Source organism: Nocardia sp. NPDC056611 (assembly GCF_042792755.1).
Classification (GTDB): Bacteria; Actinomycetota; Actinomycetes; order Mycobacteriales; family Mycobacteriaceae; genus Nocardia.
In genome coordinates, this window is the sequence record NZ_JBHTVV010000003.1 from 274,709 (window position 1) to 298,977 (window position 24,269).

Annotated in this window: 27 protein-coding genes; 12 read left to right on the forward strand and 15 right to left on the reverse strand. The window is 69.8% G+C overall.

Annotation, left to right across the window (positions count from 1 at the left end; translation table 11 throughout):
• Positions 1–5: 5 nt before the first annotated feature.
• The gene (gene bcp / locus ACFRAQ_RS17805; protein WP_379100762.1) at positions 6–506 is read right to left on the reverse strand and encodes a thioredoxin-dependent thiol peroxidase; all 501 of its coding nucleotides are present in this window, start codon (positions 504–506) and stop codon (positions 6–8) included.
• Between the two features lie 142 nt (positions 507–648).
• Between bcp and ACFRAQ_RS17810 the strand changes: the two genes are divergently transcribed.
• Positions 649–873 (forward strand): DUF3618 domain-containing protein, encoded by a 225-nt coding sequence (locus ACFRAQ_RS17810; RefSeq protein WP_357284235.1) that lies wholly within the window; start codon positions 649–651, stop codon positions 871–873.
• 92 nt (positions 874–965) lie between these two features.
• Here the strand turns inward: ACFRAQ_RS17810 and ACFRAQ_RS17815 are convergent, their stop codons facing one another.
• Positions 966–1,271 carry an excalibur calcium-binding domain-containing protein gene (locus ACFRAQ_RS17815; protein ID WP_357284238.1) on the reverse strand — a complete coding sequence of 102 codons (306 nt, stop codon included), beginning with the start codon at positions 1,269–1,271 and terminating at the stop codon, positions 966–968.
• A gap of 318 nt (positions 1,272–1,589) precedes the next feature.
• Here ACFRAQ_RS17815 and ACFRAQ_RS17820 point away from each other — a divergent pair, with 318 nt between their 5' ends.
• Positions 1,590–2,054, forward strand: a complete 465-nt coding sequence (locus ACFRAQ_RS17820) for a MarR family winged helix-turn-helix transcriptional regulator (RefSeq protein WP_379100767.1) — start codon at positions 1,590–1,592, stop codon at positions 2,052–2,054.
• Positions 2,055–2,089: 35 nt separating this feature from the next.
• On the opposite strand, the gene ACFRAQ_RS17825 is transcribed toward ACFRAQ_RS17820, so the two are convergent.
• Together ACFRAQ_RS17825 and ACFRAQ_RS17830 are read right to left on the reverse strand one after the other, a co-directional pair.
• Complete coding sequence (locus ACFRAQ_RS17825) at positions 2,090–3,148, reverse strand: crotonase/enoyl-CoA hydratase family protein (protein WP_379100770.1); 1,059 nt, start codon at positions 3,146–3,148, stop codon at positions 2,090–2,092.
• Positions 3,149–3,209: 61 nt separating this feature from the next.
• Complete coding sequence (locus tag ACFRAQ_RS17830) at positions 3,210–3,524, reverse strand: hypothetical protein (protein WP_379100773.1); 315 nt, start codon at positions 3,522–3,524, stop codon at positions 3,210–3,212.
• A gap of 220 nt (positions 3,525–3,744) precedes the next feature.
• Here ACFRAQ_RS17830 and ACFRAQ_RS17835 point away from each other — a divergent pair, with 220 nt between their 5' ends.
• Positions 3,745–4,602 (forward strand): GNAT family N-acetyltransferase, encoded by an 858-nt coding sequence (locus tag ACFRAQ_RS17835; RefSeq protein ID WP_357284247.1) that lies wholly within the window; start codon positions 3,745–3,747, stop codon positions 4,600–4,602.
• A 16-nt stretch (positions 4,603–4,618) separates the two neighbouring features.
• On the opposite strand, the gene ACFRAQ_RS17840 is transcribed toward ACFRAQ_RS17835, so the two are convergent.
• Positions 4,619–5,065, reverse strand: coding sequence for a MarR family winged helix-turn-helix transcriptional regulator (locus ACFRAQ_RS17840; protein WP_379100776.1), 447 nt, complete (start codon positions 5,063–5,065; stop codon positions 4,619–4,621).
• Between the two features lie 79 nt (positions 5,066–5,144).
• Here ACFRAQ_RS17840 and ACFRAQ_RS17845 point away from each other — a divergent pair, with 79 nt between their 5' ends.
• Both ACFRAQ_RS17845 and ACFRAQ_RS17850 read left to right on the forward strand, forming a co-directional pair.
• Complete coding sequence (locus ACFRAQ_RS17845; protein ID WP_379100779.1) at positions 5,145–5,519, forward strand: cupin domain-containing protein; 375 nt, start codon at positions 5,145–5,147, stop codon at positions 5,517–5,519.
• A gap of 96 nt (positions 5,520–5,615) precedes the next feature.
• Complete coding sequence (locus ACFRAQ_RS17850; RefSeq protein WP_379100781.1) at positions 5,616–6,437, forward strand: thioesterase family protein; 822 nt, start codon at positions 5,616–5,618, stop codon at positions 6,435–6,437.
• A gap of 9 nt (positions 6,438–6,446) precedes the next feature.
• On the opposite strand, the gene ACFRAQ_RS17855 is transcribed toward ACFRAQ_RS17850, so the two are convergent.
• Positions 6,447–7,202 carry an EI24 domain-containing protein gene (locus ACFRAQ_RS17855; RefSeq protein ID WP_379100784.1) on the reverse strand — a complete coding sequence of 252 codons (756 nt, stop codon included), beginning with the start codon at positions 7,200–7,202 and terminating at the stop codon, positions 6,447–6,449.
• A gap of 56 nt (positions 7,203–7,258) precedes the next feature.
• Between ACFRAQ_RS17855 and ACFRAQ_RS17860 the strand changes: the two genes are divergently transcribed.
• Entirely contained in the window at positions 7,259–7,906 is a 648-nt protein-coding gene (locus tag ACFRAQ_RS17860; RefSeq protein ID WP_379100787.1) for an NUDIX hydrolase, read from the forward strand.
• Between the two features lie 10 nt (positions 7,907–7,916).
• Here the strand turns inward: ACFRAQ_RS17860 and ACFRAQ_RS17865 are convergent, their stop codons facing one another.
• Positions 7,917–8,795, reverse strand: a complete 879-nt coding sequence (locus tag ACFRAQ_RS17865) for a LysR family transcriptional regulator (protein ID WP_379100789.1) — start codon at positions 8,793–8,795, stop codon at positions 7,917–7,919.
• Positions 8,796–8,963: 168 nt separating this feature from the next.
• Between ACFRAQ_RS17865 and ACFRAQ_RS17870 the strand changes: the two genes are divergently transcribed.
• The 3 genes from ACFRAQ_RS17870 to ACFRAQ_RS17880 all read left to right on the forward strand — a co-directional run bounded on the left by ACFRAQ_RS17870 (position 8,964) and on the right by ACFRAQ_RS17880 (position 12,345).
• Positions 8,964–9,950, forward strand: coding sequence for a LysR family transcriptional regulator (locus tag ACFRAQ_RS17870; protein ID WP_379100792.1), 987 nt, complete (start codon positions 8,964–8,966; stop codon positions 9,948–9,950).
• Between the two features lie 6 nt (positions 9,951–9,956).
• Positions 9,957–11,486: an FAD-dependent monooxygenase gene (locus tag ACFRAQ_RS17875; protein WP_379100795.1), complete on the forward strand. Its 1,530-nt coding sequence runs from the start codon at positions 9,957–9,959 to the stop codon at positions 11,484–11,486.
• A 154-nt stretch (positions 11,487–11,640) separates the two neighbouring features.
• Positions 11,641–12,345, forward strand: coding sequence for a flavodoxin family protein (locus tag ACFRAQ_RS17880; RefSeq protein ID WP_379100798.1), 705 nt, complete (start codon positions 11,641–11,643; stop codon positions 12,343–12,345).
• 74 nt (positions 12,346–12,419) lie between these two features.
• Here ACFRAQ_RS17880 and ACFRAQ_RS17885 read toward each other — a convergent pair whose 3' ends face one another.
• From ACFRAQ_RS17885 to ACFRAQ_RS17895, 3 genes are all read right to left on the reverse strand, one after another.
• The gene (locus tag ACFRAQ_RS17885) at positions 12,420–12,818 is read right to left on the reverse strand and encodes a PPOX class F420-dependent oxidoreductase (RefSeq protein WP_357284275.1); all 399 of its coding nucleotides are present in this window, start codon (positions 12,816–12,818) and stop codon (positions 12,420–12,422) included.
• A 167-nt stretch (positions 12,819–12,985) separates the two neighbouring features.
• Complete coding sequence (locus ACFRAQ_RS17890) at positions 12,986–13,600, reverse strand: hypothetical protein (protein ID WP_379100801.1); 615 nt, start codon at positions 13,598–13,600, stop codon at positions 12,986–12,988.
• Positions 13,597–14,793 (reverse strand): hypothetical protein, encoded by a 1,197-nt coding sequence (locus tag ACFRAQ_RS17895; protein WP_379100803.1) that lies wholly within the window; start codon positions 14,791–14,793, stop codon positions 13,597–13,599. The genes ACFRAQ_RS17890 and ACFRAQ_RS17895 overlap by 4 nt, the downstream gene beginning before the upstream one ends.
• A gap of 266 nt (positions 14,794–15,059) precedes the next feature.
• Between ACFRAQ_RS17895 and ACFRAQ_RS17900 the strand changes: the two genes are divergently transcribed.
• Genes ACFRAQ_RS17900 through ACFRAQ_RS17910 form a run of 3 tightly spaced genes read left to right on the forward strand, consistent with a single transcriptional unit; the run spans position 15,060 to position 18,450 of the window.
• The gene (locus tag ACFRAQ_RS17900) at positions 15,060–15,797 is read left to right on the forward strand and encodes a VWA domain-containing protein (protein ID WP_379100805.1); all 738 of its coding nucleotides are present in this window, start codon (positions 15,060–15,062) and stop codon (positions 15,795–15,797) included.
• An 8-nt stretch (positions 15,798–15,805) separates the two neighbouring features.
• A complete protein-coding gene (locus tag ACFRAQ_RS17905) occupies positions 15,806–17,320 on the forward strand; it encodes a protein phosphatase 2C domain-containing protein (RefSeq protein ID WP_379100807.1) in 1,515 nt (504 codons plus the stop codon).
• A gap of 11 nt (positions 17,321–17,331) precedes the next feature.
• Positions 17,332–18,450 carry a hypothetical protein gene (locus tag ACFRAQ_RS17910; protein WP_379100809.1) on the forward strand — a complete coding sequence of 373 codons (1,119 nt, stop codon included), beginning with the start codon at positions 17,332–17,334 and terminating at the stop codon, positions 18,448–18,450.
• Positions 18,451–18,467: 17 nt separating this feature from the next.
• Here the strand turns inward: ACFRAQ_RS17910 and ACFRAQ_RS17915 are convergent, their stop codons facing one another.
• From ACFRAQ_RS17915 to ACFRAQ_RS17935, 5 genes are all read right to left on the reverse strand, one after another.
• Complete coding sequence (locus ACFRAQ_RS17915) at positions 18,468–20,075, reverse strand: protein kinase (protein WP_379100811.1); 1,608 nt, start codon at positions 20,073–20,075, stop codon at positions 18,468–18,470.
• A 66-nt stretch (positions 20,076–20,141) separates the two neighbouring features.
• Positions 20,142–20,366 (reverse strand): hypothetical protein, encoded by a 225-nt coding sequence (locus ACFRAQ_RS17920; protein ID WP_379100814.1) that lies wholly within the window; start codon positions 20,364–20,366, stop codon positions 20,142–20,144.
• A 68-nt stretch (positions 20,367–20,434) separates the two neighbouring features.
• Positions 20,435–23,032, reverse strand: coding sequence for an AAA family ATPase (locus tag ACFRAQ_RS17925; RefSeq protein WP_379100817.1), 2,598 nt, complete (start codon positions 23,030–23,032; stop codon positions 20,435–20,437).
• A 126-nt stretch (positions 23,033–23,158) separates the two neighbouring features.
• Positions 23,159–23,563: a DUF6463 family protein gene (locus tag ACFRAQ_RS17930; protein ID WP_379100820.1), complete on the reverse strand. Its 405-nt coding sequence runs from the start codon at positions 23,561–23,563 to the stop codon at positions 23,159–23,161.
• A complete protein-coding gene (locus tag ACFRAQ_RS17935) occupies positions 23,560–24,189 on the reverse strand; it encodes a DUF2867 domain-containing protein (RefSeq protein WP_379100823.1) in 630 nt (209 codons plus the stop codon). The genes ACFRAQ_RS17930 and ACFRAQ_RS17935 overlap by 4 nt, the downstream gene beginning before the upstream one ends.
• Between the last annotated feature and the right edge of the window lie 80 nt (positions 24,190–24,269).

The following is a 24,269-nucleotide window of genomic DNA, read 5'->3' on the forward strand; positions in this document are numbered from 1 at the left end:
GGCTCTCAGTCGCCCGCTGAAGTCTCGGGGAGGCGGAGATTCAAGTCGCGGCGCAGCTTGGCCACGTGGCCGGTGGCCCTCACGTTGTACTGGGCGACCTCGACCTTGCCGTGCTCGTCGATCAGGAAGGTGGAGCGGATGACGCCGGTCACCTTCTTGCCGTACATCATCTTCTCGCCGAAGGCGCCGTACGCGGACAGCGTCTCCTTCTCCGGATCCGACAGCAGTGGGAAGGTGAGCTGTTCGGTGTCGCGGAACTTGGCCAGCTTGGCCGGCTTGTCGGGGGAGACGCCGATGACGTCGATGCCCGCGCCGTCGAGATCGGCCAGGTTGTCGCGGAAATCGCAGGCCTGCTTGGTGCAGCCGGGAGTGCTGGCGGCCGGGTAGAAGTACACGATCACCTTGCGGCCGCGGTAGTCCGACAGCGAGACGTCCTTGCCGTCGGCATCGGGCAGCGTGAAGGCGGGCGCGGTGTCCCCGGGACTGAGTCGGTGATTCTCGGTCATGCCGCCACGCTAGTCGACGGGCTCGAGCCGGTGTTGGCGATACACTCTCGGCAGGTCGGCTCGCCTGCGCGTGCGTCGCGCGAGAGCGGCCCCGATTCGACGGCGCCGCGGATTCCGCGCGGCTTTCAGACAGGAGTGTGACGTGGCGAGAGATACCGAAGCGATCGAGCGGGAGATCGAGGCCGCACGCAACCGGCTCGCGAGCACCCTCGACGAGCTGGCGGTACGCGCCGACCCCCAGCGGCTGGCGGACAATGCCAAACAGTCCCTGGTGGCCAAGATCAACGAGCCGAAGATCAAGTACAGCCTGATCGGCGCGGGCGCCCTGATCGCGACCCTGGTCGTGGTGAAGATCTTCCGCCGCTGAGCGGCAGCCGGATTCGGGGGACAGCCGCCCGAATCCGAACACGAATGTGGCCCGGTCCCATCGGACCGGGCCACATTTTTGTTGGGTCTCTGTCAGACCGTCGGGCAAGCCATGCCGGTGCCGTCGGGGTCCAGATGCGGGCTGTAGCCGGGCTGGCCGCGGAACAGCGGAGCGGCGCCGGCGGCGCGGGCCTGGTCGCAGTTCTGGTACACGGGGCCGCCGGCGGAGCCGGTCTGGCTGAGACCTGCGGAGCCGGTGGCGGCCGAGCCGGTGTCGATGGCGGAGGATCCGGTACCGGCGGATCCGGTGATGACATCGGCGGTGGCGACGGCGGTCTGGGCTGCGATGGTCGTCAGGCCCGCGACGCTGGCGGTGACGAGTAGCCGGCGAACGTTCATGTATTCCTCAATGTCGGCGCGGTTAGGGTTAGCTGGCCCGAGTGTTCTGGCGCAACGTTGCATTGTCAACCGGATGAGCTATTCATCGAGGTGAATTAGGGGATTTCCCCCGAATGCCGGAACCTCTTCTGCCACTATGTGTCTCATTCGTCCTGACTGAAATGCGCTCGGGCATTGACGATTTCCGCCAGAACTACGCAAATCGAACGGTCAGTACTGTACCGAAGGTTGCATGCCGGGGGTGGCACGGATTCTCCGTGAACTTCCTGAGGATTGTTATGGTGTCCATGTCAACTATTTCCCGATACCATGGATGTCATGACGCGCTGGCTGACCGATGAGGAACAGGCGACCTGGCAGTCCTTCATCCGCATGCGGCAACGCCTGGACTCGGCGATCGCCGCCGGACTGACCCGGGACGGGCTGTCGTTCTCCGACTACGAAGTGCTGGTCGCGCTGTCCGCGGCCGGTGGCCAGCTGCGTGCCAAGGAACTGGGCGCGGAGATCTGCTGGGACAAGAGCCGCCTGTCCAAGCATCTGTCCCGGATGGCGACCCGCGGCCTGGTCGACCGCTGCCAGGCCGCCGACGACGCCCGCGGCCGCGAGATCCGGCTCACCGACGCGGGCCGCGCCGCCCTCGAGGCCGCCGCGCCCAACCATGTCGAGCTGGTGCGGCTGCTGTTCATCGACGAGATGACCGCCGAGGAGGCGAAGGCCGTACGCTCACTGGCCGACCGGGTGGTCGCCGAGGTCGAGCGCACGGATCTGGACGGGATCGACTGAGCCGCGACCGACGGGGTTCGCCGACCAGGCCCCGACTACGCCTCGGGCTCGGCCGGTTTCGACTCGCCCGCGGGCTTCCCGAATTGCGCGCGCTTCCAATCGCCGAACGGCTCGTCGCGTTCCCGCACAGCCTCGCGGAAACCGGCGGTGGCCGAGCGCAATTGGAAGGCATAGCCCTCGCGGGTGTGCCGTGAGATCCCGTCGAACACGGTGCTGACCATGCCGGAGTTGGCCACGCCCTGGTTGAGCAGCGCGCTGTTGAGGGCCAGTTTCGCCATGACCAGCTGGTTGATCGGCACCATCGAAATGCGTTCCAGCAGTTCCTCGGTGCGCGCGTCCAGTTCGTCGGCGGGCGGGGCCTCGATGGCGAGGCCCCATTCGAGGGCCTGTTCGCCGCTGAGGCTGTCGCCGGTGAACAGCAGGCGCTTGGCCCGCTGGTCGCCGACACGGTGCGCCCACATGCCCGCGGCGGGGATGCCCCAGGTGCGGGTGGGCGGGTAGCCGAAGCGGGCGTCGTCGGCGCAGATGATCTGGTCGGCGAACAGCGCGATATCGGTGCCGCCCGCGATGGCGAAGCCGTGCACCTTGGCCACGGTCGGCTTGTTGGCGTGCAGCAGGCTGGAGAAGCCGCGGTTGAAGCGCGACATCATGGCGTAGTCGACCATGGGATCCCAGGTGGCCCACGGATTGTGATTGCGCGCCTGCACGACCGGATCGAGCACGCTGCCCTCGGCGGGGTGGGCGCCCTCGGCCGGTTCGAGGCCGTTCTCGGCGAAGATCGACAGGTCGTAGCCGCCGCAGAAGCCCTTGCCGCGCCCGCTCACCACCATGACGTGCACCCGTGGATCCAGGTCGGCGCGCTCGACGGCCGCGGCCAGTTCGATCGGAGTGTCGACGGTGATGGCATTGCCGCGCTCGGGCCGGTTGAAAGTGATGCGCGCGATCCGGCCGGTCACCTCGTAGGTCAGGGTGCGCCCGGTGTACTCGTTCACCGGTTCCGAGCGGCCCGCGAACAGCGAGTCGTCGCCACCGGTCAGGTCGTCGCGCCAGGCGGCCGGGCGGGTGCCGGCGTGGTTTTCGTAGTCGGGGGACACCCAAGCAGTGAACCCTTGTTCATTTCTTGCTGTCAAGAGTTCGCGGGCGGCGGGTTTCCCGCTACTCCCACGGCTTGACCGGCGGTTTCACCCACAGGATCTTCTCGTCCGCGTGATCGCGCGCGGCCGCCGGATGTCCCGGATTCCGGGCCGCCCACGCGTCCTTCTCCCCGAGTAACCGGGCCACCACCTGCCAGGTCTCCTCGGTGCTGGGCGGATTCGTCTCCGCCGCCCGGGCCAGTTTCCGCCGCTGCGCCACCGGCAGTTCCAGCAACTCGTCCCCGCTGATCCCGCGTGCCCAGACATACGCGGCCAGCCGCCGAGCCTTCTCCTCGCGGCTTCGGCTGGCGTGATCGGAATGTGCGTAGTCGGCCATATCTTCCTCGAACTCCGCGCAACCTCGCAGGTCGCGGGCCATGACACACCGACCCTACCGGAGTCCCGGCCCCCGATCGCCGCGTGCTCGAGTCCCGCTGCCGCACCCGGTCCTCGCCGTCGGCGCCGAGTGGCGGCGGTGCGGACGGCGCTGCTCGCGCTCTGCCCCGGCTCCGCGAATTCTGCCGAGTAGCAGCGGTTTTGCGGCTACCGTTGGTCGCATGCCGGAGACCGTGCGCATCGATGATCTGGTCGTTTCCCGGGCGACGCCGGGGGAGTGGGCCACCGTGGTGGAGTGGGCGGCCGCCGAGGGCTGGAATCCCGGGCGGCGGGATACCACCTCGTATTTCGCGCAGGATCCCGACGGGTTCTTCCTGGGTCGGGTGAACGGGGAGCCCGCGTCCGCGGTGTCGGTCGTCAATTACGGCGCGGACTACGCCTTCCTGGGTTTCTATCTGGTGCGGCCGGAGCTGCGCGGGCGTGGCTTCGGGCTGGCCACCTGGGAAGCCGGGTTGAAGCACGCGGGAAACCGGGTGGTCGGCCTGGACGGGGTGCCCGCGCAGCAGGACAACTACCGGCGCAGTGGATTCGAACTCGCCTACAGCAGTGCGCGATTCATCGGGGTGCCACGACTGCCGTTGCCCGACAACGCGGTCACGGCGCTCGCCCCGGCCGATACGGCGGAGCTGCTGCCGTACGACTCCGCGTGCTATCCGGCGGATCGCCCGGCATTTCTCACCGCCTGGCTCGACGAACCGGGGCATCGGACGTTCGCGCGCATTGTCGACGGCACGCTCACCGGGTACGCCGTCCTGCGCCCCGCCCGGGACACCCTGCGGGTCGGGCCCCTGTTCGCGGATACTCCCGCCGACGCGCGTCAACTCCTGGCCGCGCTCGCCGCGCACGCGGCGGGAATGCCGCTGGCGGTGGATGTTCCGCTGGTTAACGAGCCGGCGGTGCGCCTCATGGAGGAGGCCGGTCTGACGCCGAGCTTCGAGACCGCGCGCATGTACACCGGGCCGGTGCGGGATTACCGGCTGGATCGGGTGTTCGGCGCGACCACCCTCGAGCTGGGCTGAGTTCCCGGCGGATCGGTCACCAGGCCGAGGGGCGCACGCGGCCCGGTGTGACCACGCGCGCGAGGGCGTTGCGCAGCTCGGCCGTCGCCGCGACTCCGAGTGTCGCCGCCCATCGCTCGGTGAATCGGGCCGCGGCGGCGTCGGCGGCGCGGGTGCACGCCCAGCCGCGTTCGGTGAGCGTGACGATCTTGGCGCGGGCGTCGGTGGGATGCGGATTGCGCTGCGCGTAGCCCTTTTTGACGAGTTCGTCGACCAGCTGGCTGGCCGCCTGCTTGGTGACGCCCAGGTGTTCGGCGATCTCGCCGACCGTCGCCCCGGACGGCGCCATGCGCACGAAGGCGAAGCCGTGGGTGGGCCGGATGTCGGTGAACCCGGCCGCCACGCAGCCGTCGTTGATGGCGTCGGTCACCTCGGCGGCGGCCGCGAGCAGCAGCAGCGGCAGGTCCTGTGCGAATCCGGGCATGTCTGAGATCTTGGCACTTGACAAAGAAGTCAACAAGCTTGACTATATAGTCAACTTGCTTGACCAAAGGAGAGTGTCCATGCCCGTCGTCCACGCCGCCGATGTCCAGTCCCACGAGATGCACGGCTCCCGCTTCACCCCCTTGATCCGCCCCGCTGTCGGCAGCAGCGAGCTGTGCGTGTGGCGTCTCGAGATCGCGCCCGGCACCGAGGGTGTCGCGCACCGCATCCACCGCGAGGAGGGCTTCGTGGTGCTGGCTGGCTCGATCACGCTGACCATCCAGGGGGAGTCGGCGCGACTCGCCGCCGGTGACGCGGGCGTGGCGCCCGCTGATTCGGTCATCCGCCTGGACAACCCGTCCGGCCAGCCCGCCGAGGTGCTGGTCACGGCCCCCGTCGGCTTCACCGGCGAGCTGCTCGACGGCACCGTGGTGAACCCGCCCTGGGTGAACTGACCCCGCCCGCTGCTCGCTGATCGGGACGCGCGCCTTCCCCCGCATTTCTGACACGTGTTCTAATTTGGAAGATCATCACCAGGTAGGGGAGGCACCATGACCGCGTTCTTCACTCGGGAGGACGGTCGCTACACGGCGACCCGTATGGCGGTCAGCGCCTGGTCTTCCAGCCAGCTCGCGGGCACCGCCGTCTGCGGCCTGCTGGCCCACGAGCTCGAAACCCACAGCCCCGGTCCCGGGTTCGTGCCCGCCCGTTTCACCGTCGACATGTTCAGCCCCGTCCTGAACGAGCCGATCGAACTGCACAGCTCGATCGTCCGCGACGGCAACCGCATCCGCGTCGTCGACGCCTCGATCGTCCAGCAGGACCAGGTCCGGGCCCGCGCCACCGTCCAATTCCTGATCGCCGCGGCCGAGCCGCCCGGCGAGATCTGGCAGCCCACCCAGGAACTGCCGGTCCCCGACCAGCGGCTCGACCGGCCCGAGGGCGCGCCGCCGCTGTTCAAGTCCGGATCCGCCGACTGGACCCACGATTTCGCCTCCGGCGCCAACCCGCACCGCAAGGCCGCCTGGAACAACGTTCCGCCCCTGATCGCGGGCGAGCCCATCACCCCGTTCGAGCGCGCGGCCTTCGCCGCCGACACCACCAACCTGGTGTGCAACTGGGGCACCGCGGGCGTCGGCTATATCAACACCGATGTCACCATGACCCTCTCGCGCCTGCCGGAGGGCCCGGAGATCGGCGTGCACGCCCGGGATCACGTGTCCGCGAACGGCATCGCCGTCTCCACCGCCACCCTCTACGATCGCACCGGCGCGCTGGGCGTGTGCACCATCACCGCCCTGTCCAATGCCCGCCGCATGGTCGACATGGCGGCGTTCGCCGAAGCCCAGTCCCTGCCCGCCGTCACTCGCTGAGCGGCGGCGTCAGGCTCGGGTCGGTTCGCCCAGCAGTTGGCGGCTCAGCAGTGTGGCCCCGGCGACCGCCCCGGGCATGAGGAACACGGCCACCACCGGGATGAGGAACGCCGCCGCGAGCGGTGCGCCGAAGCCCCAGGCCACGGGCTTGCGGGAGCGCAGCATGGCCATCTGCTGGTTCAGCTGCACTCCGCGTCGTTGCAGCGCAACCGATGTCAGTTCCTGGGTCAGGAAGAACCCGGTGACGAACACCGCCAGCACGGGAATCACCGTCTGCCCGATGACGGGTACGAACCCGAGCACGAACAGCAGTACCGCCCACAGCATGGCCCGCACCAGGATTCGGGCGCTGTCCCGGACGGACACCCACAGCTCGACCCACCAGGCCAGCCCCGATTCGGGCGCGGTTCCGTCCGGAGAGACCGACCGATCGACCCGCTCGGAGATCACGTCGTAGAACGGCGATCCGATCAACAGGGTCACCGCGGTGAAGGTCAACGCGGCCACCAGCACCGCCAGCGCGATCAACGCCACCATCAGCGCCCCGCGGAACAATCCCAGCCAGGGGCTCGGCCACCCGTCCGCGAACGGTGTCAGCGTCTCCGTCACTTCCCCGCCCCAGGTGATCACCCCGACCAGCGCGGCCCCGTAGATCACCAGCGTGATCAGTGCGGGCACCAGCCCCAGCCCGTACTCCCGGCGATGCCGAGCCACCCACCGCTGCCCCGCCAAGAACTGGGCAAATCCCATCCCGAAATCGCGCATGCCGGAACGATACTGGCTGCTTGACGGTGGGTGTCGCGGCGATCTAGGTTCGGCGAATGCCCGTCGACCAGGACAGCAGCGGATACCGCTGGACCGACGTGCCCGCGACCCGGTTGCGGGACGCGATGGCCGAGGCGCTCGACGCGTTCCCGCGCCGGACCGTCGACCCGGAAGGCCGCAAGCCCGCCGCGGTGCTGATCGCGATCGTCGACCGCGGTGCGGACCAAGGCATCTGGCTGACCGAACGCGCCCCGAGCCTGCGCGCCCACGCCGGCCAGCTGGCTCTCCCCGGCGGCCGCCTCGACCCGGGTGAGGACCCGCAAGCCGCGGCCTTGCGCGAACTGCACGAGGAACTGGGCATCGCGCTGTCCCGATCGGCTGTCCTGGGCCTGCTCGACGACTACCCGACCCGCTCCGGCTACATCATGACCCCCGTCGTGGCCTGGGTCGGCGACCCGCCCCCGCTCACCCCGAATCCTGCCGAAGTGGCCGTCGTGCACTGGATCCCGCTCTCCGAACTCGACGTCGACCCGCGGTTCGCCGCCGTCCCCGGTTCCGATCGCCCCACCATTCAGCTCCCGATGATGGGCGGCCACTTGCACGCCCCGACCGCCGCGATCCTCCACCAATTCCGTGAGGTCGTCCTCCACGGCCGCCCCACCCGCGTCGACCACCTCGACCAGCCTCGCTGGGCTTGGGAGTAGCGGGCGATCCTCAGGCTCCGCGCAGGTCGGTGAGGACCTGGGCGAGCGCGCGGATGGGTTCGGTGTCGGCGTCGGCGCGCCAGCAGAGGTGGTAGGTGAGGGGTGGGACGTCGGGGATGGGGATGAAGCGGACGTGCGACATCTTCCAGAATTCGGTGACGTGGGCGGGGAAGGAATGGATGATGTCGCCGTTGATGACCCATTCGATGAGGTCGTCGACATTGGTGACCGGGCGCAGGCGGCTGATCGGGCGTCCGGACGGCGTGGTGAAGGGGAGATAGGTCTCCTCCCATTCGCGGGCGTTGCCCGGCGGCATCGAATGCGTGTAGTCGGAGTAGTCCTCGATCGACACCGTGTCGCGGTCGGCGAGTTCGTGGTCGGAGCTGACCGCCATCACCCGGCTGTCGCTGAACAGGGCGGGACCGATGGTGACGTCGTCGGGGACCGGGCCCCAGACCGCGATGACGTCGTAGTCGCCATTGCGCAGGGACCCGAAGACGTCGGTGTAGGGGAGTCGGTGGACCTGGAGCTCCCACTGCGGGTGGCGGGCGCGGAATTCGTTCCAATAGCGGTGGAACTCGGGGATATTGAACGGCAGCAGGGCCAGTTTCAGGACCGCGGTGTGCCCGCGGGCGGCCTGCTTCGCGCGCCGCACGCTGCGTTCCAATCCCTCGAACAGCGGCCGCAGATCGTCGCGTAGCTGTTCGCCGACGGAGGTGAGCCGCACCGTGCGATTGGTGCGTTCGAACAGCAGCGCGCCGATCTGCCGTTCCTGCTTCTTGATCGCCTGCGTGATGCGCGCCGGGGTGACATTGAGTCGTTCGGCAGTCCGGCCGAAGTGCAGTTCTTCGGCCAGCGCCAAGAAGATCTCGATCTCGCGCAGCTCCACGGAATCCCTGTCTCGTTAACTCCGCGGTTAATGCGGCATTGCTGGTTCTGTCGTTGTTCGGCGGTGGCCGGGCGACCACTCTAGTACGTGAGCCCCTGACTCCCGGTGTGAGCAGGGGTTCCGTCGTGGTGACCGGTCCGGTCGCGATCCCTTTGGAGGAGTTGTGGAATGACTTCCGAGCAGTTGCCGGCGGGTGTGCGGGATCGGCCGCCGGACCGCCGTCCCCGCTCGGTGCTGCCGGAGTTGAGCATCCGTCAGCTCGAGTCGTTCGGGGCGGTCGCGGAGGAGGGCAGCATCACGCGGGCGGCGGCCCGGCTGCACACCACCCAGCAGACGCTGTCCGCGCAGATCAAACAGCTGGAGCGGGCGCTGGGAGTGATTCTCCTGGTGCGAGACTCTCGAGGGGTGAGTCTCACCGCTGCCGGCGAGATCTTCGCGGACGGCGCCAAAACCATGGTGGCCGGTCTGATGGAGTTGTCCGCGCGGATGAATACCGTTGCGGGGCAGTCGATCAAACAGCTGCGGGTGGTGTGCTGCCCTCGGTCGGCGGCGCCGTCGCTGATCCGGGTCGCCGACCGGCTGGAGGCGGCCGATCCCGGGCTGCGGGTGGTGCTGGTGGGTGTCCGGTCGATGCCGGAGAGCCTGCGCGAACTCGAGTCGGGCCGAGTGGACGCGGGTCTGGTGTGGCTGCCGCTGGCCGGAAACCGCCTGCGCTACAGCGTGATCGGGCAGGACCGGTGGGTGGCGGTGCTCGCGCGTGGGCACCGGCTGGCCGGGCGGGAGCGGCTGCCGCTGGCCGATCTGGCCGCGGAGACCCTGGTGCTCCCGGCCATCTTCTCGTCCGATCCGGTCGAACGGCAGTGGGCCGCCGCGTTGCGTCCCGCCGCCGGGCGTCCGGCGCCGACGGTGCTCGACACGGCGGACGGGCCGGGCATCGCCGTCCGGCGGCAGGGGATCTGGCTCGCACCGGAGTCCCTGGGCCGCCGTTTCGCCGACCCCGCGACCAGCGTGGTCCCGATCACCGACGCGCCGCCCATCGAGGCGGCGGTGGTCTGGACCGCGCGGGCGTCGGAACCGCTGATAACCGAATTGATCCGCGCGGCCGCGGTGGAGAGCTCGGCCGCGCTCGCCACCGAACCATACGAAAGGCACTGAGCGACAATGGGTGTGGAAACCGACGTCATCATCGTGGGAGCGGGCCCGACCGGCCTGATGCTGGCCGGTGAACTCCGCCTCGCGGGCGTCCGGGCCCTGGTCCTGGAACGCCACCCGCAACCCCGGCCGACCCCGAAGGCCAGCGGTCTCGGCGGCCGGATCCTGGATGTCCTGCACTATCGAGGACTGCTCGGACGGTTGGAGGCGGCCGCGGAGGGCAGCTACCCGCCGCCCAGATTCCCGTTCGGCGGTGTCCATCTGGATCTCACCGGCCTCGCCGACCCGCCCATGCGGGCACTGTCCATCGCCCAGCACGCCATCGAACGCGTGCTGGGCGAGCACGCCGACGCACTCGGCGCGGAGATCCGCCGCGGCCACGAAGTCACCGGGCTGAGTCAGGACGACTCGACCGTCACCGCGGAGGTGCGCGGTCCCGACGGCGACTACCGGGTGACGGCTCGCTACCTGGTCGGGTGCGACGGCGGCCGCAGCCCGATCCGCGCCATGGCCGGAATCGACTTCCCGGGCACCACCTTCTCGGAGGTCAACCGCCTGGCCCAGGTCACCATCCCCGAATCGGTGACGGTCCTCCCCAACGGCGACCTCGAAATCCCCGGAACAGGCACGGTCCGTTCCGGTTTCACCCGCACCGAGCGCGGCATGTTCGCCGCGGCGGCTCACGGCGGCATCCTCTATCTCCAGTCCACCGAGGACGACCCCGCCGACTACGACAGTGACGACCCGCTGACGATGGCCGAACTCGGCGCCAGCATCCGCCGCGTCCTGGGCTTCGACCTGCCTTTGGGCGAGCCGACCCGTCTGTCCCGCTATGTCTTCCAGGACCGCCAGGCCGAAAACTATCGCGCCGGACGGGTTTTCCTCGCCGGCGACGCGGCCCACCTCTTCCCGGCCACCGGCACGGCCCTCAACTGCGGCCTCTCCGACACCGTGAATCTGGCCTGGAAACTGGCTGCGGCAGTACAGGGTTGGGCCCCCGCTTCACTCCTCGACACCTACCACACCGAACGCCACTACGCCGGTGCCCGAGCCCGCCTCCAAACCCGCGCCCAGGTGGCCCTACGCCGAGGCGGCGACCCCGCCGCCGAGGCCCTCCGAAACGTCCTCACCGAACTCCTCGCCGACGCCCCCGCAGCCCACCGTCTGGGCGCCCTGGTCGGCGGCACCGACCTCCGCTACCCCACCCCCGAAACCCACCCATTGACCGGAACTTTCGCCCCGAACCTCACCCTCCACACCGACCCCGACATCATCACCGTCGCCGAACTCATGCACACCCCCCGCCCCGTCCTCCTCGACTTCACCGACCGCCCCGAACTCCGGCAAATCGCCGAACGCTGGCCCCTCCGAGTCGACAGCATCACCGCCAAAACCGACAACCCTCCAGCCGACGCCCTCCTGATCCGCCCCGACGCCTACATCGCCTGGGCAGCGGATTCCACCGAGCCCGCCGAAACCGCCACATCCGGTCTCCACCGGGCCTTGTCGACCTGGTTCGGCACCGCTATGGCCCATTGACAGATACCCATGCCCCGGCACTCGATTGCCGGGGCATGCTGTCAGCGTTTCGTCACCTTGTTTCGGCAGTCCCCCGGGGTGCGGCGGTCCTAGGCTCGACTGATCCGGATGCGGTGCTCACGTCCGATCCTGTCGACGAGAGGCGAATGTTGTCATGTCCGATTATTCCGACCTGCGGGCCCTGTTCATCAATTGCACGTTGAAGCGGTCGCCGGATCGCAGCAACACACAAGGGCTCATCGATGTGAGCGCGCGCATCATGGAGAAGAACGGCGTGCGGGTGTCCCATATCCGGGCCGTCGACCACGATATCGCCACCGGGGTATGGCCCGACATGACCGAACACGGCTGGGCGACGGACGCGTGGCCCGCGCTGCAGGAGCAGGTCATGGCCGCCCACATTCTGGTGCTGGCCGGACCTATCTGGCTGGGCGACAACAGTTCGGTGATGAAGCGCGTCATCGAGCGCCTCTACGGCAACTCCTCGATCCTGAACGAATACGGCCAGTACGCGTACTACGGGCGCGTCGGCGGATGCCTGATCACCGGCAACGAGGATGGCGTCAAGCACTGCGCCATGAACGTCCTCTACAGCCTCCAGCACCTGGGCTACACGATTCCGCCCCAAGCGGACGCCGGCTGGATCGGCGAAGCCGGCCCCGGCCCGTCCTATCTGGACCCGGGTTCAGGCGGCCCCGACAACGATTTCACCAACCGCAACACAACATTCATGACCTGGAACCTCATTCACCTGGCCCGCATGCTGAAAGACCACGGCGGCATCCCCGCCCACGGCAATCAGCGCTCGGAGTGGGATGCGGGCTGCCGCTTCGATTTCGAGAATCCGGAGTACCGCTGACCACGTGATCCAGCTCATCGTCCGACGGGCGTCCGCCGGACAACGAGCTCGATCACCTGTTGGACCGCACCTGATTACTCGGCGCGGCGGCTGGTGAAGTCGAAGGAGCCGCCGTCGATGCCCCAGGAGATGATTCGTTCCGGGTGGATTCGGATGATGGCGCGTTCCTGGTGGGGGAACGGCGGGTCGATGTCCTCGATCGCCTCTGCCGTGCCGCGCACCTCGACGCCGCGAATCTCGTACGGTTCCAGCGAAACCTGTTGGTCGACAACGAATGACACCCGGCTGCCGGACTGCACATTGCGGTACTTTCGAGTGGCGACCATCCGCATGCCGCCGATATCGATGGTGCCGTCGGCGTTCACCCGGTAGCTGGTCGGATTGTTCTGCACCACACCGTCGGCCGACACCGTCGCCAGCCGACCGAGTCCGGCCTCAGCGAGGAACTTCTGTTCATTGATGGTGAAGCTCATGTCGATTACTCCTCGTCGATCACCTGCAATCTAGCAGCGCTAGATTCTAGAGCAACGGTAACACGCGCTGGAGGACTTGTCTAGCATTGCTAGATCTCAAGTGATCGCGAGGGGAACGAGGTCGAATAGGCCAGCTGCACAAGCCTGTTCGACGGAGTATGGGTCGTTCAGCGGCGCGGGGTGCCGGGGCGCGGACTCGGGCGCGGACTGGGGCCGACCAGCGTGATCGGCCGGCGGAGGTCGACCGCTCTCGCGGTCGGGAACGTGGTGTCGCGGGTGATGATCGGGCCGAGGTCCGGGGTGCCGATGGAGACCGTGGCGGTGCAGTCGCCCGGGCCGAGCCCGACCAGTCTGCCCCCTTGGACAGTGGCTTCGAGCGGCAGGAATTTCAGCGCTATGTCGACCGTGACGTCGAATCGGCCGACCTGCTGATCGTCCACGAACACCTCGAGGGTGGGCTGATAGGAGTGGGTGATCTCGTGCTCGTAGAGCGGGACGCGTTCGGATCCGCCGTGGCGGCTCCGTTCGGCGGCGCGTAGCAGCCGGTCGTAGCGGCACCAGCCGTCCACGGCGACCTGGGCCAGGTTGATGTTCAGCAGGCCGTCGATCGCCTGGGCGATCTCGTTGAGAGCGGCCGTGCGCAAGGGTTCGGTGATCGCTGCCGCCCCGTGCAACGCGATGCGGTCGATTCCGCTGGAACGCAGGTAGTTCGCGAGGTCACCGGCATCGGGTGCGGAATAGCCGAGCACCACCGCGCGGGCGGAGATCATCGGGGTGGTCATCGCAGTAGCTCTCTCACGAGCACCTCGGGTGCGCCGATGTGCATGCGGACATGGACGGTGGGCGGAGCGGCCGCGCGGGGGATCTCGCGAATGCTGGTGCGCGGGGCGAGGTCCGGTGAGACGGAGACCCGCACCGTCGGCTGATGCGGCGGCTGCCGGTGCGGCGATCGCGGCGAGGGCGGCGGCTGCGGAAGGAGTGTTTCGGGTGCGGCAGGTCGGCCGCGGCGGGCGATCAGGGCAACCACGGCGATGGCGATCACGGCGATGACGCCGAGCGCCGCCGGAATCGAGACGAGCGGGATCGGGTCTCGACCCTCGGCGCTGGTGGATGTCGGTGGCTGTGGCTGCGCCGGGGGCGGAATCTCGACCTCCGATGTCGTGCCGCCGTTGTTGCCGTTATTGCCACCCTGATTGCCATTGTTGCCGCCCGGCGACGCAAGGACTTTCACCGATGCGCTCTGGGTCGCCGAGGGCGACCCCACGCAGGCCGCCTGCACCTTCCGATTGCCGGCCACGGCCTGGGACGGTACGGACACGGAGGTCGAGAATGCCCCTTTGGACACTGAAACGGTCTGTGTGGCGGGCGAATCGGACCAGTAGGCGGACAGCTGCACCGATGTGCAGGGCCAGCCGGTGCCCATCACGGTGATCGAGCCGCCCGGTGTCGCGGTGGGCGGAACCTGCAGGTCCGGCGGATCGACCGGCGCCGCTTCTATGGTGATGGGCTTGGTGCGGGTGAGTGTGTCCGCGCCGCAGCAACCCCCGTTGATGTTGGGCACACTCGTTTTCACCACTGCGGTGGAGCAGGTGGCGGTGACCGATTGCGCCCCGAGTGCCGCCTGCTCGGTTACCGGCAGGCTGGTGCTGAAGGAGTTGTTCGACACCTGTGTGGTGGTCGTGCTCGACCAGCTCGTGGTCAGGGTCAGCGCGCCGCCGCAGACCCAATTGTCGCCGGAAACGGTGATCGTGGTTCCCCGCCGGGCGGTCGCCGGGACCGTGAGTGACGGCCCGAGCCCGTCGTGCGTGCCGCCACCGGTCGGCGGTGGCGTCGACGGCGTGGTGGGCGTGGTCGTCGGAGCCGCAATCGCGACAGGGCCGGTGCTCATGCCCAGCACTGCCGCTACGACGGCGGACGCCGCCAGCAGCCAGGCCGCGGCGAAGCGCCGGTCGCGGCGCGTTTTCGTCTCTTCCATCGTTGAGCGTCCTCCCCCGGGCCTGCACTACGACCCGATCTCAGGGTGCGCCTGTTTCCGAAAGAAGACTGAAGTAGTGCGCTACCTCAATTCCGGTCGCTACCGGTCGGCACGTCCGCGTTCGGACCTGGAGTAGTGGCCGTCCCGAAATCGAGTAGTCCGCTACCTCCGTCGCCGGGCCCGATCGGGGGCATGGTCGAGCCAGCGGTGCGCCGGGGCGGCGCGGGAAGGCGACTCGGTGATGAGGCCGTGGCGGCGGTGGTGTGATGCGTAGCGAATCTCGTTTCGGGGTGACCCAGGCCGGTGTGAGCGCCCGCCGGGTGTTCCCGTTCTACATCGTGTGCGACGTGTCCCGATCGATGTGGGATCCGGAATTCAATCCGGGACAGCCGGTTACGCCGCTGGACACCATCGAGCAGTCGCTGCCCGACATGCTGGGTGTGCTGGCGGACGACCCCACCACCTACGACACCGCCCACCTGAGCGTGATCGCCTTCGGCGACGCTCCGGTGGCGGTGCTCCCGTTGACCCCGCTGCGATCCGATCCGGCATTGCCGCGCCTGCCCAGACAGGGTTCGACCGATTACGCGCAGGTGTTCTCGTTCCTGAACCGGATGCTCCGCGACGATCAGCAGCGCTTCTCCCGCGCCGGACTCCAGTCCTACACGCCGGTCGTCTTCTTTCTCACCGATGGCAATCCGCAGGTCAACGGCCAGCTGCAGCGCGACGAGGTGTGGCTGCCGGTCCGGCACGCGCTGGAGTCGCCGGGCCATCCGTTCCGTCCGGTGGTGGTGGCGCTGGGCATCGGCGAGGTGACCGAGGGGACCGTACGGCAACTGCGGTCGATCGACCCGGTCGGCGCGGCCTGCGTGGCGACGGGAGGCGTCGCGCCGGGAGATCTGTTGCGCGCCATCATCAACAGCATCAAGTTCTCGATCAGCAGCAGCGTGGGTCAGGGCGCGTTCCTGTTCCGCACGCCGGCGGGAATGCGGCGGCTGGAGTGAGAAATTCGATGAATCGCCCGGCCTGGTCCGGACGCGGGAGCGGATTCGCGCGGCTGCGACTGGTGTCGCTGGTCGTGCTGGGCGCCACGCTCGGCTTTTTCCTGGTGGCCCTGCTGGTCCAGTGGTTCGGTAGCTCGTCGCCGCACCCGGTGGATCCGAAAGTCGTGTCCACGGCGGCAAACCAACTGCAGGCGAGTGGATGCGCGCCGAGCACCGCGCAGCCTCCCGCCGGGGGCCAGTCGGGCAATCCCGCATCGTCCACCACCGTGACGCCGGTCTACGGCGGCACCGCGGGACTCCCGAATGGCGTGGTGGGACTGGTCTTCCCGAATCCGGGCAACCGATCGCCGGACGAGATCGGAACACCGTGTACCGTGCTCGGAATCGCTGCGGCGCAACAGTATCCGGTCGCCAACCTGCGGCGGACGACCAACGACAGCGGTGTGGTCGTGGTGCTGGCCGAGCCGCCGCGCACCGCGGACCGGGGGCTCCTTCCGGCGGCAGTGGTCGCCGCGATGGCGGCACTGGTGACCGGTGGCGCGGTGATGTTGTTGTCCGCCATCGGTGATCGCAGGGTGGCTTCGGCTTCGGCTTCGGCTTCCGGATCGGCGGCAGGCCCGCGGCCGACCACCCCGTCCACCGTCGCGGCGGCCCGGCCGGTCGAGTTGGCGGCTGTCACGACCTCCGGTGTCAGCGGATTGACCGTGGACCGCGGGCGCAGTGGGCGTTTCGAGGTCTACGCCGCCACCCAGGTCGGGTTGCAGCATGCCCGGACCGGGCATACCCGGGAAGATGCCTACGCGATCGGCGGTGCGCCGGACCATCATTGGGCCTTCCTCGCCGTCGCCGACGGGCTCGGCTCGGCGGAGAACTCGCATGTGGCGGCGCAGCGGGCGTGCCGTACCGCGGTCGAGGCGCTGCATCGCCGGTTGCCGGGGTACCGTCCGGGCGATGTGGCCGCGCAGTGGAACCTGCTGGCGCGGGACATCACCGCTGAGGTCGTACACAGTCTGGGCGCGGAGGAACTCACCCGGTTGGCGGCCGAGATCGGCTATCGCGGCCCGCACGGTGCGGCGGAGGGCAAGCGGACCTCGGTTCCAGCGTGCACATTGACCTTCGCGGCGTTGGGTCCGGTGGGTCCGGGCGGATATCCGGTGCTCTGGGCGGCGGTCGGCGACTGCGACGCGCTCACCGTCGATCTGGCCACCGGCGCGGCGAGCTGGCTCACCCGCAACGACACCAAGTCGGGCGGCCGGATCAGCAATGTCACCGCGTCGTTGCCGCGCAATGCCGATCGCATGGTCTGCGGCGCCGAGCTGCTGCCGGTCCGCCGCATGGTGGTGCTGGCCAGCGACGGCATGGCGGACGCGATTCGCATGGTGCCGCAACAGTTCTCGACGATCCTGCCGGAGCTCGCGGGCCCCGCGCCCGCCGAGCACGTGTTCGCCGAGATCGTCGGCTTCCAGCTGCCGGGCCTGCACGACGACCGGACGATCGTCGCGGCCTGGCCGGTCGAGCGGTAGCAGGGGCGCTGATGACCACGGCCGAATCCACCGGCGGCCAGGCCTGGTATCGATTGACCAGTCTGCGCCTGGACCCGGGCGGTCCGCTGGGGGAGGGCGGCGCGGCCGAGATCTGGCGCTGCACCGTGCCGGATCGGGATCGGATGGTGTTCAAACGGTTCCGGGACGAGGCCCGAGCCGACCTGGACGGCGACCGGTTGCGGCAGCTGGTGGCCTGGCCGCGGCGGCTCGCCGCCGAGGATCGGGAACGACTGCTGGCGCGGTGCGCGTGGCCGAGCGCCGTGGTCACCGACGGGGCCGAGGTCGTCGGCGTGGTGCTGCCCGAGGCGCCGGCCCTGTACTTCCACCATGCCGGGAGTGGCTGGAAGCCGAGGCATTTCACCCGCTTGGCGGTGCCGGAGCAGGTGGCGCACCGGCGCGGTTTCGAGTACTACGACTTCCCGCACAAGCTCGCCCGGCTCGGGCGGCTGCTCGGTGACCTGGACTTCCTGCACGACAACGGAATCGTGATCGGCGACCTGCAGCCGAACAACATTCTCGTCACCAGTGCCGCCCCGGCCGGGCAGACGGTGGTGACGCAGAACTACTTCCTGGACTGCGATTCGTTCCTCATCGACGGGCAGTCCGCCATGCCGAATCTGGATCCACTGCCGTGGCGGCCGCCGTATACGAACGACGACGGTTTCACGGCGACCACCGATCTGTTCAAGTTCGCGCTGCTCGCGATCCGGTGCCTGGCCGAGGATCTCGCGGCCGACCGGATCGACTATCAGCGCTTCGGGCAGCTGGTGCCGGTGTCGGACTTCGGCACTCTCGACGCCTTGCTGACCTCGCCGACCCCGGCATTGACCTCCGCCGACCTGCGCTCGCTGGCGCGGGCCTGGCAGTCGGTGGTGCGCCCGGACGGGGGAATGTTCCGGCGCACCGACGCGGTGCTGCTGGAACGATGGTCACCCGCGATGCGCGCCGCGCACCTCGCGGAGGTGGCGGTACCGGAACCCGTTGCGGTGCAGCGGGATCTGCCCGTGAAGGCATCCCGCCGGGCGGCGGTGCTGGTGCCCGCCCTCCTGGCGGCGGCACTGGCCGCCCTGGTGATCCTGGTCGTACTCGGGGTGGCGCTGCACGGCTGAGATCGGTGCCGACCGGCTCAGCGGCCGCCGAGCAGCTGCAGCGCCACCAGCACGCTCAGCATCCCGACGAGCAGGCCGACCACGCCCACCGCGGTCGCGAGCCGGGTCCGTCGCGGCGGTTCGGCATACGCGCGGCGCGCGTACACCCGTGCTCGGGTCGCCTGGATCAGCGCCGCCGGTCCGAACAGCAGGCCGAGCGGCGGTATCAGCGACATCCACGCCAGGGGCAGGTATGTCGGTACCCGGCTCCGTCGCGCTCGCCGCCGTGACGCAGCGCCCACCCGGTCCGGCGCATGCGTCGGTCGCAGGCGCTGCGACGAGACCGGCTGCGACGGATCGTCAGCGTCGAGTGCGGCGCGGTCGGGGCGTGCCACGATGGTCGGCCCTGGAACCACCACAGTGGGTCCGGGCGCGGCCACGGTTGGTCCGGGGGCGATCACGGTCGGTCCGGGTGGCACTTCTGTTGGTCCGGGAGCGATCACGGTGGGATCGGGGGCGATCACGGTCGGTCCGGGAGCGATCACGGTGGGGTCGGGGGCTATCACGGTAGGGTCGGGAGTCGGCTGGGTCGCGTCGGGATCGGATGCCTGCGGCTGCGAATCCGGCTGCACCACAGTGGGATCGGTGTCTCGACGCGAATTCGCGACGGTGGGATGCGATACGGCGACAGTGTCCGGCAGATCGGTGCGAGTGAGGTAGGTGAGCCACGAGTCGGCCCGTTCCGTCGGCTCGGAATCCGATGGGACGGCGTCGATCCGGGCGTGGCCCGACGGCGTCACGGGCCTCGGTCGGCGGGGCGGATCCGGTCGCGCGAAGGCCGTCACCAGATCCTCCGCGGTCGGCCGCAGTTCGGGATCCTTGCTGAGGCTGACCGCCAGCATGCGCCGGTACTTGCCGGGCAGCCCGTCCAGATCCGGTGTGCCGCGCACGATTCGGACCATCACCTTCGGCACGCTGTCGCCATTGAACGGAATCCGGCCGGTGGCGGCGAAGGCGACGCAGGTTCCCCACGCGAAGACGTCGATCGGCGCTCCCGCGTCGCCGACGCCGAACTGTTCCGGCGCCATCCACGCGATGGTGCCGATCACGACTCCCGGCGCGGTGATCCGCGTGCTGTCGGCGGTGTAGGCCAGCCCGAAGTCGATGATCTTCGGCCCGTCGAGGGTGAGCAGGATGTTCGCGGGCTTCAGATCCCGGTGCACCACCCCGGCGCGGTGCACGGCGGCGATCGCCTGCGCCAGCCCGGAGGTGAACTCGTCGAGCGCGTTCCCGGTGAGCGGCCCCCGCCGCGCCACGACATCCTGCAGCGGCTCCCCGCTGACGAAGGCGCTCGCCATCCACGGCCGGGGCGCGTCGACGTCGGCGTCCACCACTTCGGCCACGAACTCGCCGTGCACGCGGCGGGCGGCGGCCACCTCGTGCCGGAAGCGGGCACGGAATTCGCGGTCGTGCGCCAGTTCGGGTTTGGGCACCTTGATCGCGACCACGGCGCCGTCGGGCCCGAATCCCTGGTACACCACGCCCATCCCACCGGCGCCCAAACGCCCGTGCAGGACGAAAGGTCCGATCCGGCCCGGATCGCCGGGTAGCAGTGGTCCCAGCACATCGCCTCGCTCTCGCCTCACCGCGGGTCCTCGAACGGGACCGACACCATGGTGCGGGCCCGCGCCGCCGCGGGCTGGCGTAGTGCGCTACTCCAATTCCCAGGCGGTCTCCGCGGATCCGTCCGGCCGCAGCGCGCAGGCGAGCTTCGCCTCCGCGATGTCCAGCAACGGGGCCAGGGCCTCGGGTTCGATCCCGAGGTATTCGCACATCAGCTCCGGTTCCACCCCGGCCTCGCGGAGCCGGAGCGCCAGCGAGTAGGAGGTGGGCAACCGCCGTAGCGCGGCCTCGCGCGGGTCCACCGAATCGTTCACCGTTCGATGGTGCGCCCGTGACGGTGGCGTGCCTGGGGTAGTCGACTACGCCAATCCGCTCGTGCCGCTCACCCTTCCGGCTCACCCCCGTGGCGGCGGGCCGCGCGGTAGCGGTGCCCCTCCACGGTGCGGACCGAGACGTTCAGCCGGGCCGCGATCTCGCGATTGGTGAGACCGTCGCCGACCATCGCGATGATCTCCCGCTGCCGGTCGGTGCGCGCGGACCGGTCGTCCGCCGCGGTGAGCGCCGGTGTGGCCAGGGCGGATTCGGCGGCGAGCCGGTGTGCGCGTTCCAGTGCCGACAGCGCCGATCCGCGCAGTCCCCGGCGGCGGAAGACGGCCGCAGCCTGGGCGGCCACGTCGATCGCGGTGGCCCGGTCCCCGCCCGCCTCCGCCTCGGCGGCGGTGGCGAGCAGGCCCTCGCCGTCTCCGGCGGCCAGTGCCCGGGCGTGCGCGGCGGCGGTGCGGGCGCGCGGCCCGCCGACCATGGTGGCCAGTTCGGTCAGGCGCGCGGCGGCGCCGTGGTCGCCGAATCGGGTCGCCACCTGGAGGCACACCACTTCCTGTGCGGGCGTGTGCAATTCGACCGCTCGTCGGGCCGCTGCCCGGGCGGTGTCGACGGCTTCGGTGCTGGAGCCCTGGGCGGCCGCGGTCCAGGCCCGCGCCAGCAGCAGTGGCGGCTCGAGGATCGGGAACGGATTCGGCTCGGCCGCCAGTGCCGTGAGCATGGCCTCGGCTTCCTCGGCCCGCCCGGACATCGCCAGCCCGGTGGCCAGATCGATGCGAGAGTCGATGAGCCCGAACGCGTTCGAACCGTCGCGGGCGAAGACGTCGACCGCTTGGCGCAGTGCGGGCAGGGCGGAGCTGAGGCGGCCGGCGGCGAGGTCGGCGTGGCCGCGGAGCTGAACGGCGAAGCGGCCGAACATCGCGGGCAGTCCGACGGTTCGGGTCTCGATGCGGACGGCGATCCGGTCGGCCGCCGCGAGCCGCCCGGCCAGCACCTGCGCGCGCATATGGTGCCAGGTCAGGAAGAAGACCAGTGGGGCCGCCGCCGCGGACCGGGTCAGCAGTTGCGCACCGCGTTCGGCGACGGCGTCGGCCGCCGCGATATCGCCGGTCGAGGCGTGTGTCGTGAGCAGGGCGCACAGCGCGGTCATGCGCGCGAAGTCGGGGAGTTCGGGGCGGTCGGGCAGGTCGGCCATCGCGCCGGCGGGGAGCCGGCCGGCCATGGCGTCGACTCCGGCGGTGAACGCGTCGAGCACGGCCGCGCACGAGTCGGGCAGGTCGGCCCGGGCGGCGGCGAGCACGTCGGCGGCCCGTCCGGGCTCGCCGGCGCCGTAGGTCAGGTTGGCGGCCCGTCGCACGGCCAGGTCGGCGGTATCGTGCGGTCCGATGCCGATGGCCTCCGGATCGATGTCGGTGACAAGGCTTTCCACGTTCTCGGGTGAGCCGATCAGCTGGGTCGCCGACAGCTCGAGCAGGATCGCGTCGTAGCCGCGGCCCGCCACCCGCGCCGCGCCGGCGAGCCGGGCGGCGCCGATTCCGTCGAGCAGTTGCATCGCGGCGTTCGCGCCCGCGGTGAACAGCGCGGCGTCGGGCGGAAGGTCGGATTCCAGCGCCATCAGCGCGTGCCGCACCAGGGCGGTGGGACCGTCGGCCGCGGCCGTGCCGAGGGCGGCGGCGATCCGGCCGCGCAGGCGGCGCAGCCGGGCCGGGCTGGTGCGGTCCCGGCGAATCTCGCCGTACAGCGGATGACCGAGCAACACCAGTTCGCGGCGGCCGCTGCGATCGATGCGGACCAGTCCGCGGGCGAGCGCGAGGTCCAGCGCCTGTTCGTCGACCACCTCGATGAGCACGCCGGCATCGACCGGTTCGCTGACCGCGACGCTGTCGATCACCAGCGCCAGGTCCGGGGACAGCGAACCCATTTGCGCGTCGATCAGTTCGCCGAGCGTGCCGGAGATCACCGGATCGCCCGTCCACACCGCTGATCCGGGCCCGGCCGGCAGGCGTCCGGCATCGCGCTCCTGCTCGATCAGGTGGCGAAGGAACAGCACGTTTCCGCGAGTCAGCTGCCAGAGCCGGTGTGCGGTAGGCGGATCCGGCGGCTGCTCGAGGACCCGGGCGACCAGGCGGTCGCACTCCTGGCGCGCCAAGGGCAGCACCTCGAGGCGGTCGAGCCGTTCGTTCTTCCACAGGCCGACGATCGCGTCGGGCGCGGGCTGCCCGGATCGCACGGTGAGCACCAGCCGGACGGTGCCGCGATCGGCCAGTTGCTGCAACACCAGCGCCGACAGATCGTCGACGAGATGAGCGTCGTCGACCCCGACGACCACCGGCCGCTGCCGCGCGCTGGCCGACAGCGCGGTCACGACGGCGTGCACCTGCCGTATCGGATCGGCCCCGGCGGTCGCGGGCACCCATTCGGCGAACACGCCCAGCGGCAGCGCCCGGGCCGACACGGTCGCGGCGGCCCAGCGCACTTCGTAACGGCCGGAGAGGGTTTCCAGCAGTTCCCGCGCGAGCCGGCTCTTACCGACCCCGGACGCGCCCGCGAGCACGACTCCGGCGCGCGGACCGATCACCGCGGCCTGCGCGCGGCGTAGTTCCTCGGTGCGCCCGATCAGCGGCCACACGGACTGCGTCAGAGCGTTGTCGATCGTCATGGGACACCCGACCTCCCCCGGATCCTCAGGTGCGCGCCGGCTCCCGTCCCGACCGGTGTTTCGGCTGCGCATCGCGCTGCGCAGCACGAGTATCGGCCGCGCCGGTCGGGAGCGCAGCACCCCGTGTCATTCAGTGACTCGGTCGGGGTCGGGCAGGGCAGGGGCGGGATGTCGGGCTCCCGCCACCAGTAAGCCGGTCGCCACCGCCATGATCGGCCATGGCGTGAGCGGCATGATCACCGCACCCAGGACGGTCCAGGCCCCGAGTATCCAGGCGATGAACGGCGGTGGCGTGAGGCCGCGCCGATCCAGCCACAGCACGGTCAGTCCGACCATGACCAGCGGAATTCCGAAGCTGTCCAACGAAAGCCAGAGTGCGCTGTTCGCGGGGCTCATCGCGGACAGGTCGTCGTGCCACAGCGCACCGCTGAACCAGTCACCGGCATGGCGCGCGGCGCCCTCGAGGGTCAGGGCCAGCATGGTGTGCGCGGCTCCGAAGAAGACGATGAGCCGACCCGCCCACGCGATCACCGGACCTCCTCGGTGGCGCACCCGGCGTCGCCGCCCCCGATCGAATTGTGCTGGCGCCACAGGCGATCCCATCGGTGCAGCATCGCGGGATAGACGATCAGCAGACGGAACGGTTCGATGCCGGCCAGGTACAACCGGCCGCGGAGTCCATTCGGTTTGACCAGGACCGCCATCCGCAGCTCGTACCCGTCGCCGGTCGGAACCCAGCCGAGGTGCGCCACACCGTGCACGGTCTTGTTCGCCAGCTCGAGCGCCGATTCATCATGGGTTTCGTACAGCGTCGTGAACGGGGTGCCCGGCACGGTCGGACCGGTCGGCTCCTGGCGCAGGTCGTCGGGCAGCCGGTCGCGTAGTGACCGAACCCGGGTCCCGAGGCCGGCGCCGGGATCGTCCCAGCCCAGGAGGGCGCCGAGCCGCCAGCGCACCGCGAAGAGGAACCGAACCGGCGGGGACGCGGTGGATGGGCCGCCGTCGGTGTCGAGCAGGGCGAGCGCGACCGGAAAGTCGTCCGCTCCGGCGCCGGGCGCTCGAAAGGCCCAGACGTCCTGTATTTGGAAGTCGGGCGCGATTTCGTGGATCCGCCATGGCATTTCGGTGTGCGCGGCACGGGGGAGTCGATTGGACATGACACCGTCCTCATTGGGTTATACGGTTGCGTATAATGCGAGGCTAGATCGGTTATACGGTTCCGTACAACGCTGGAGTG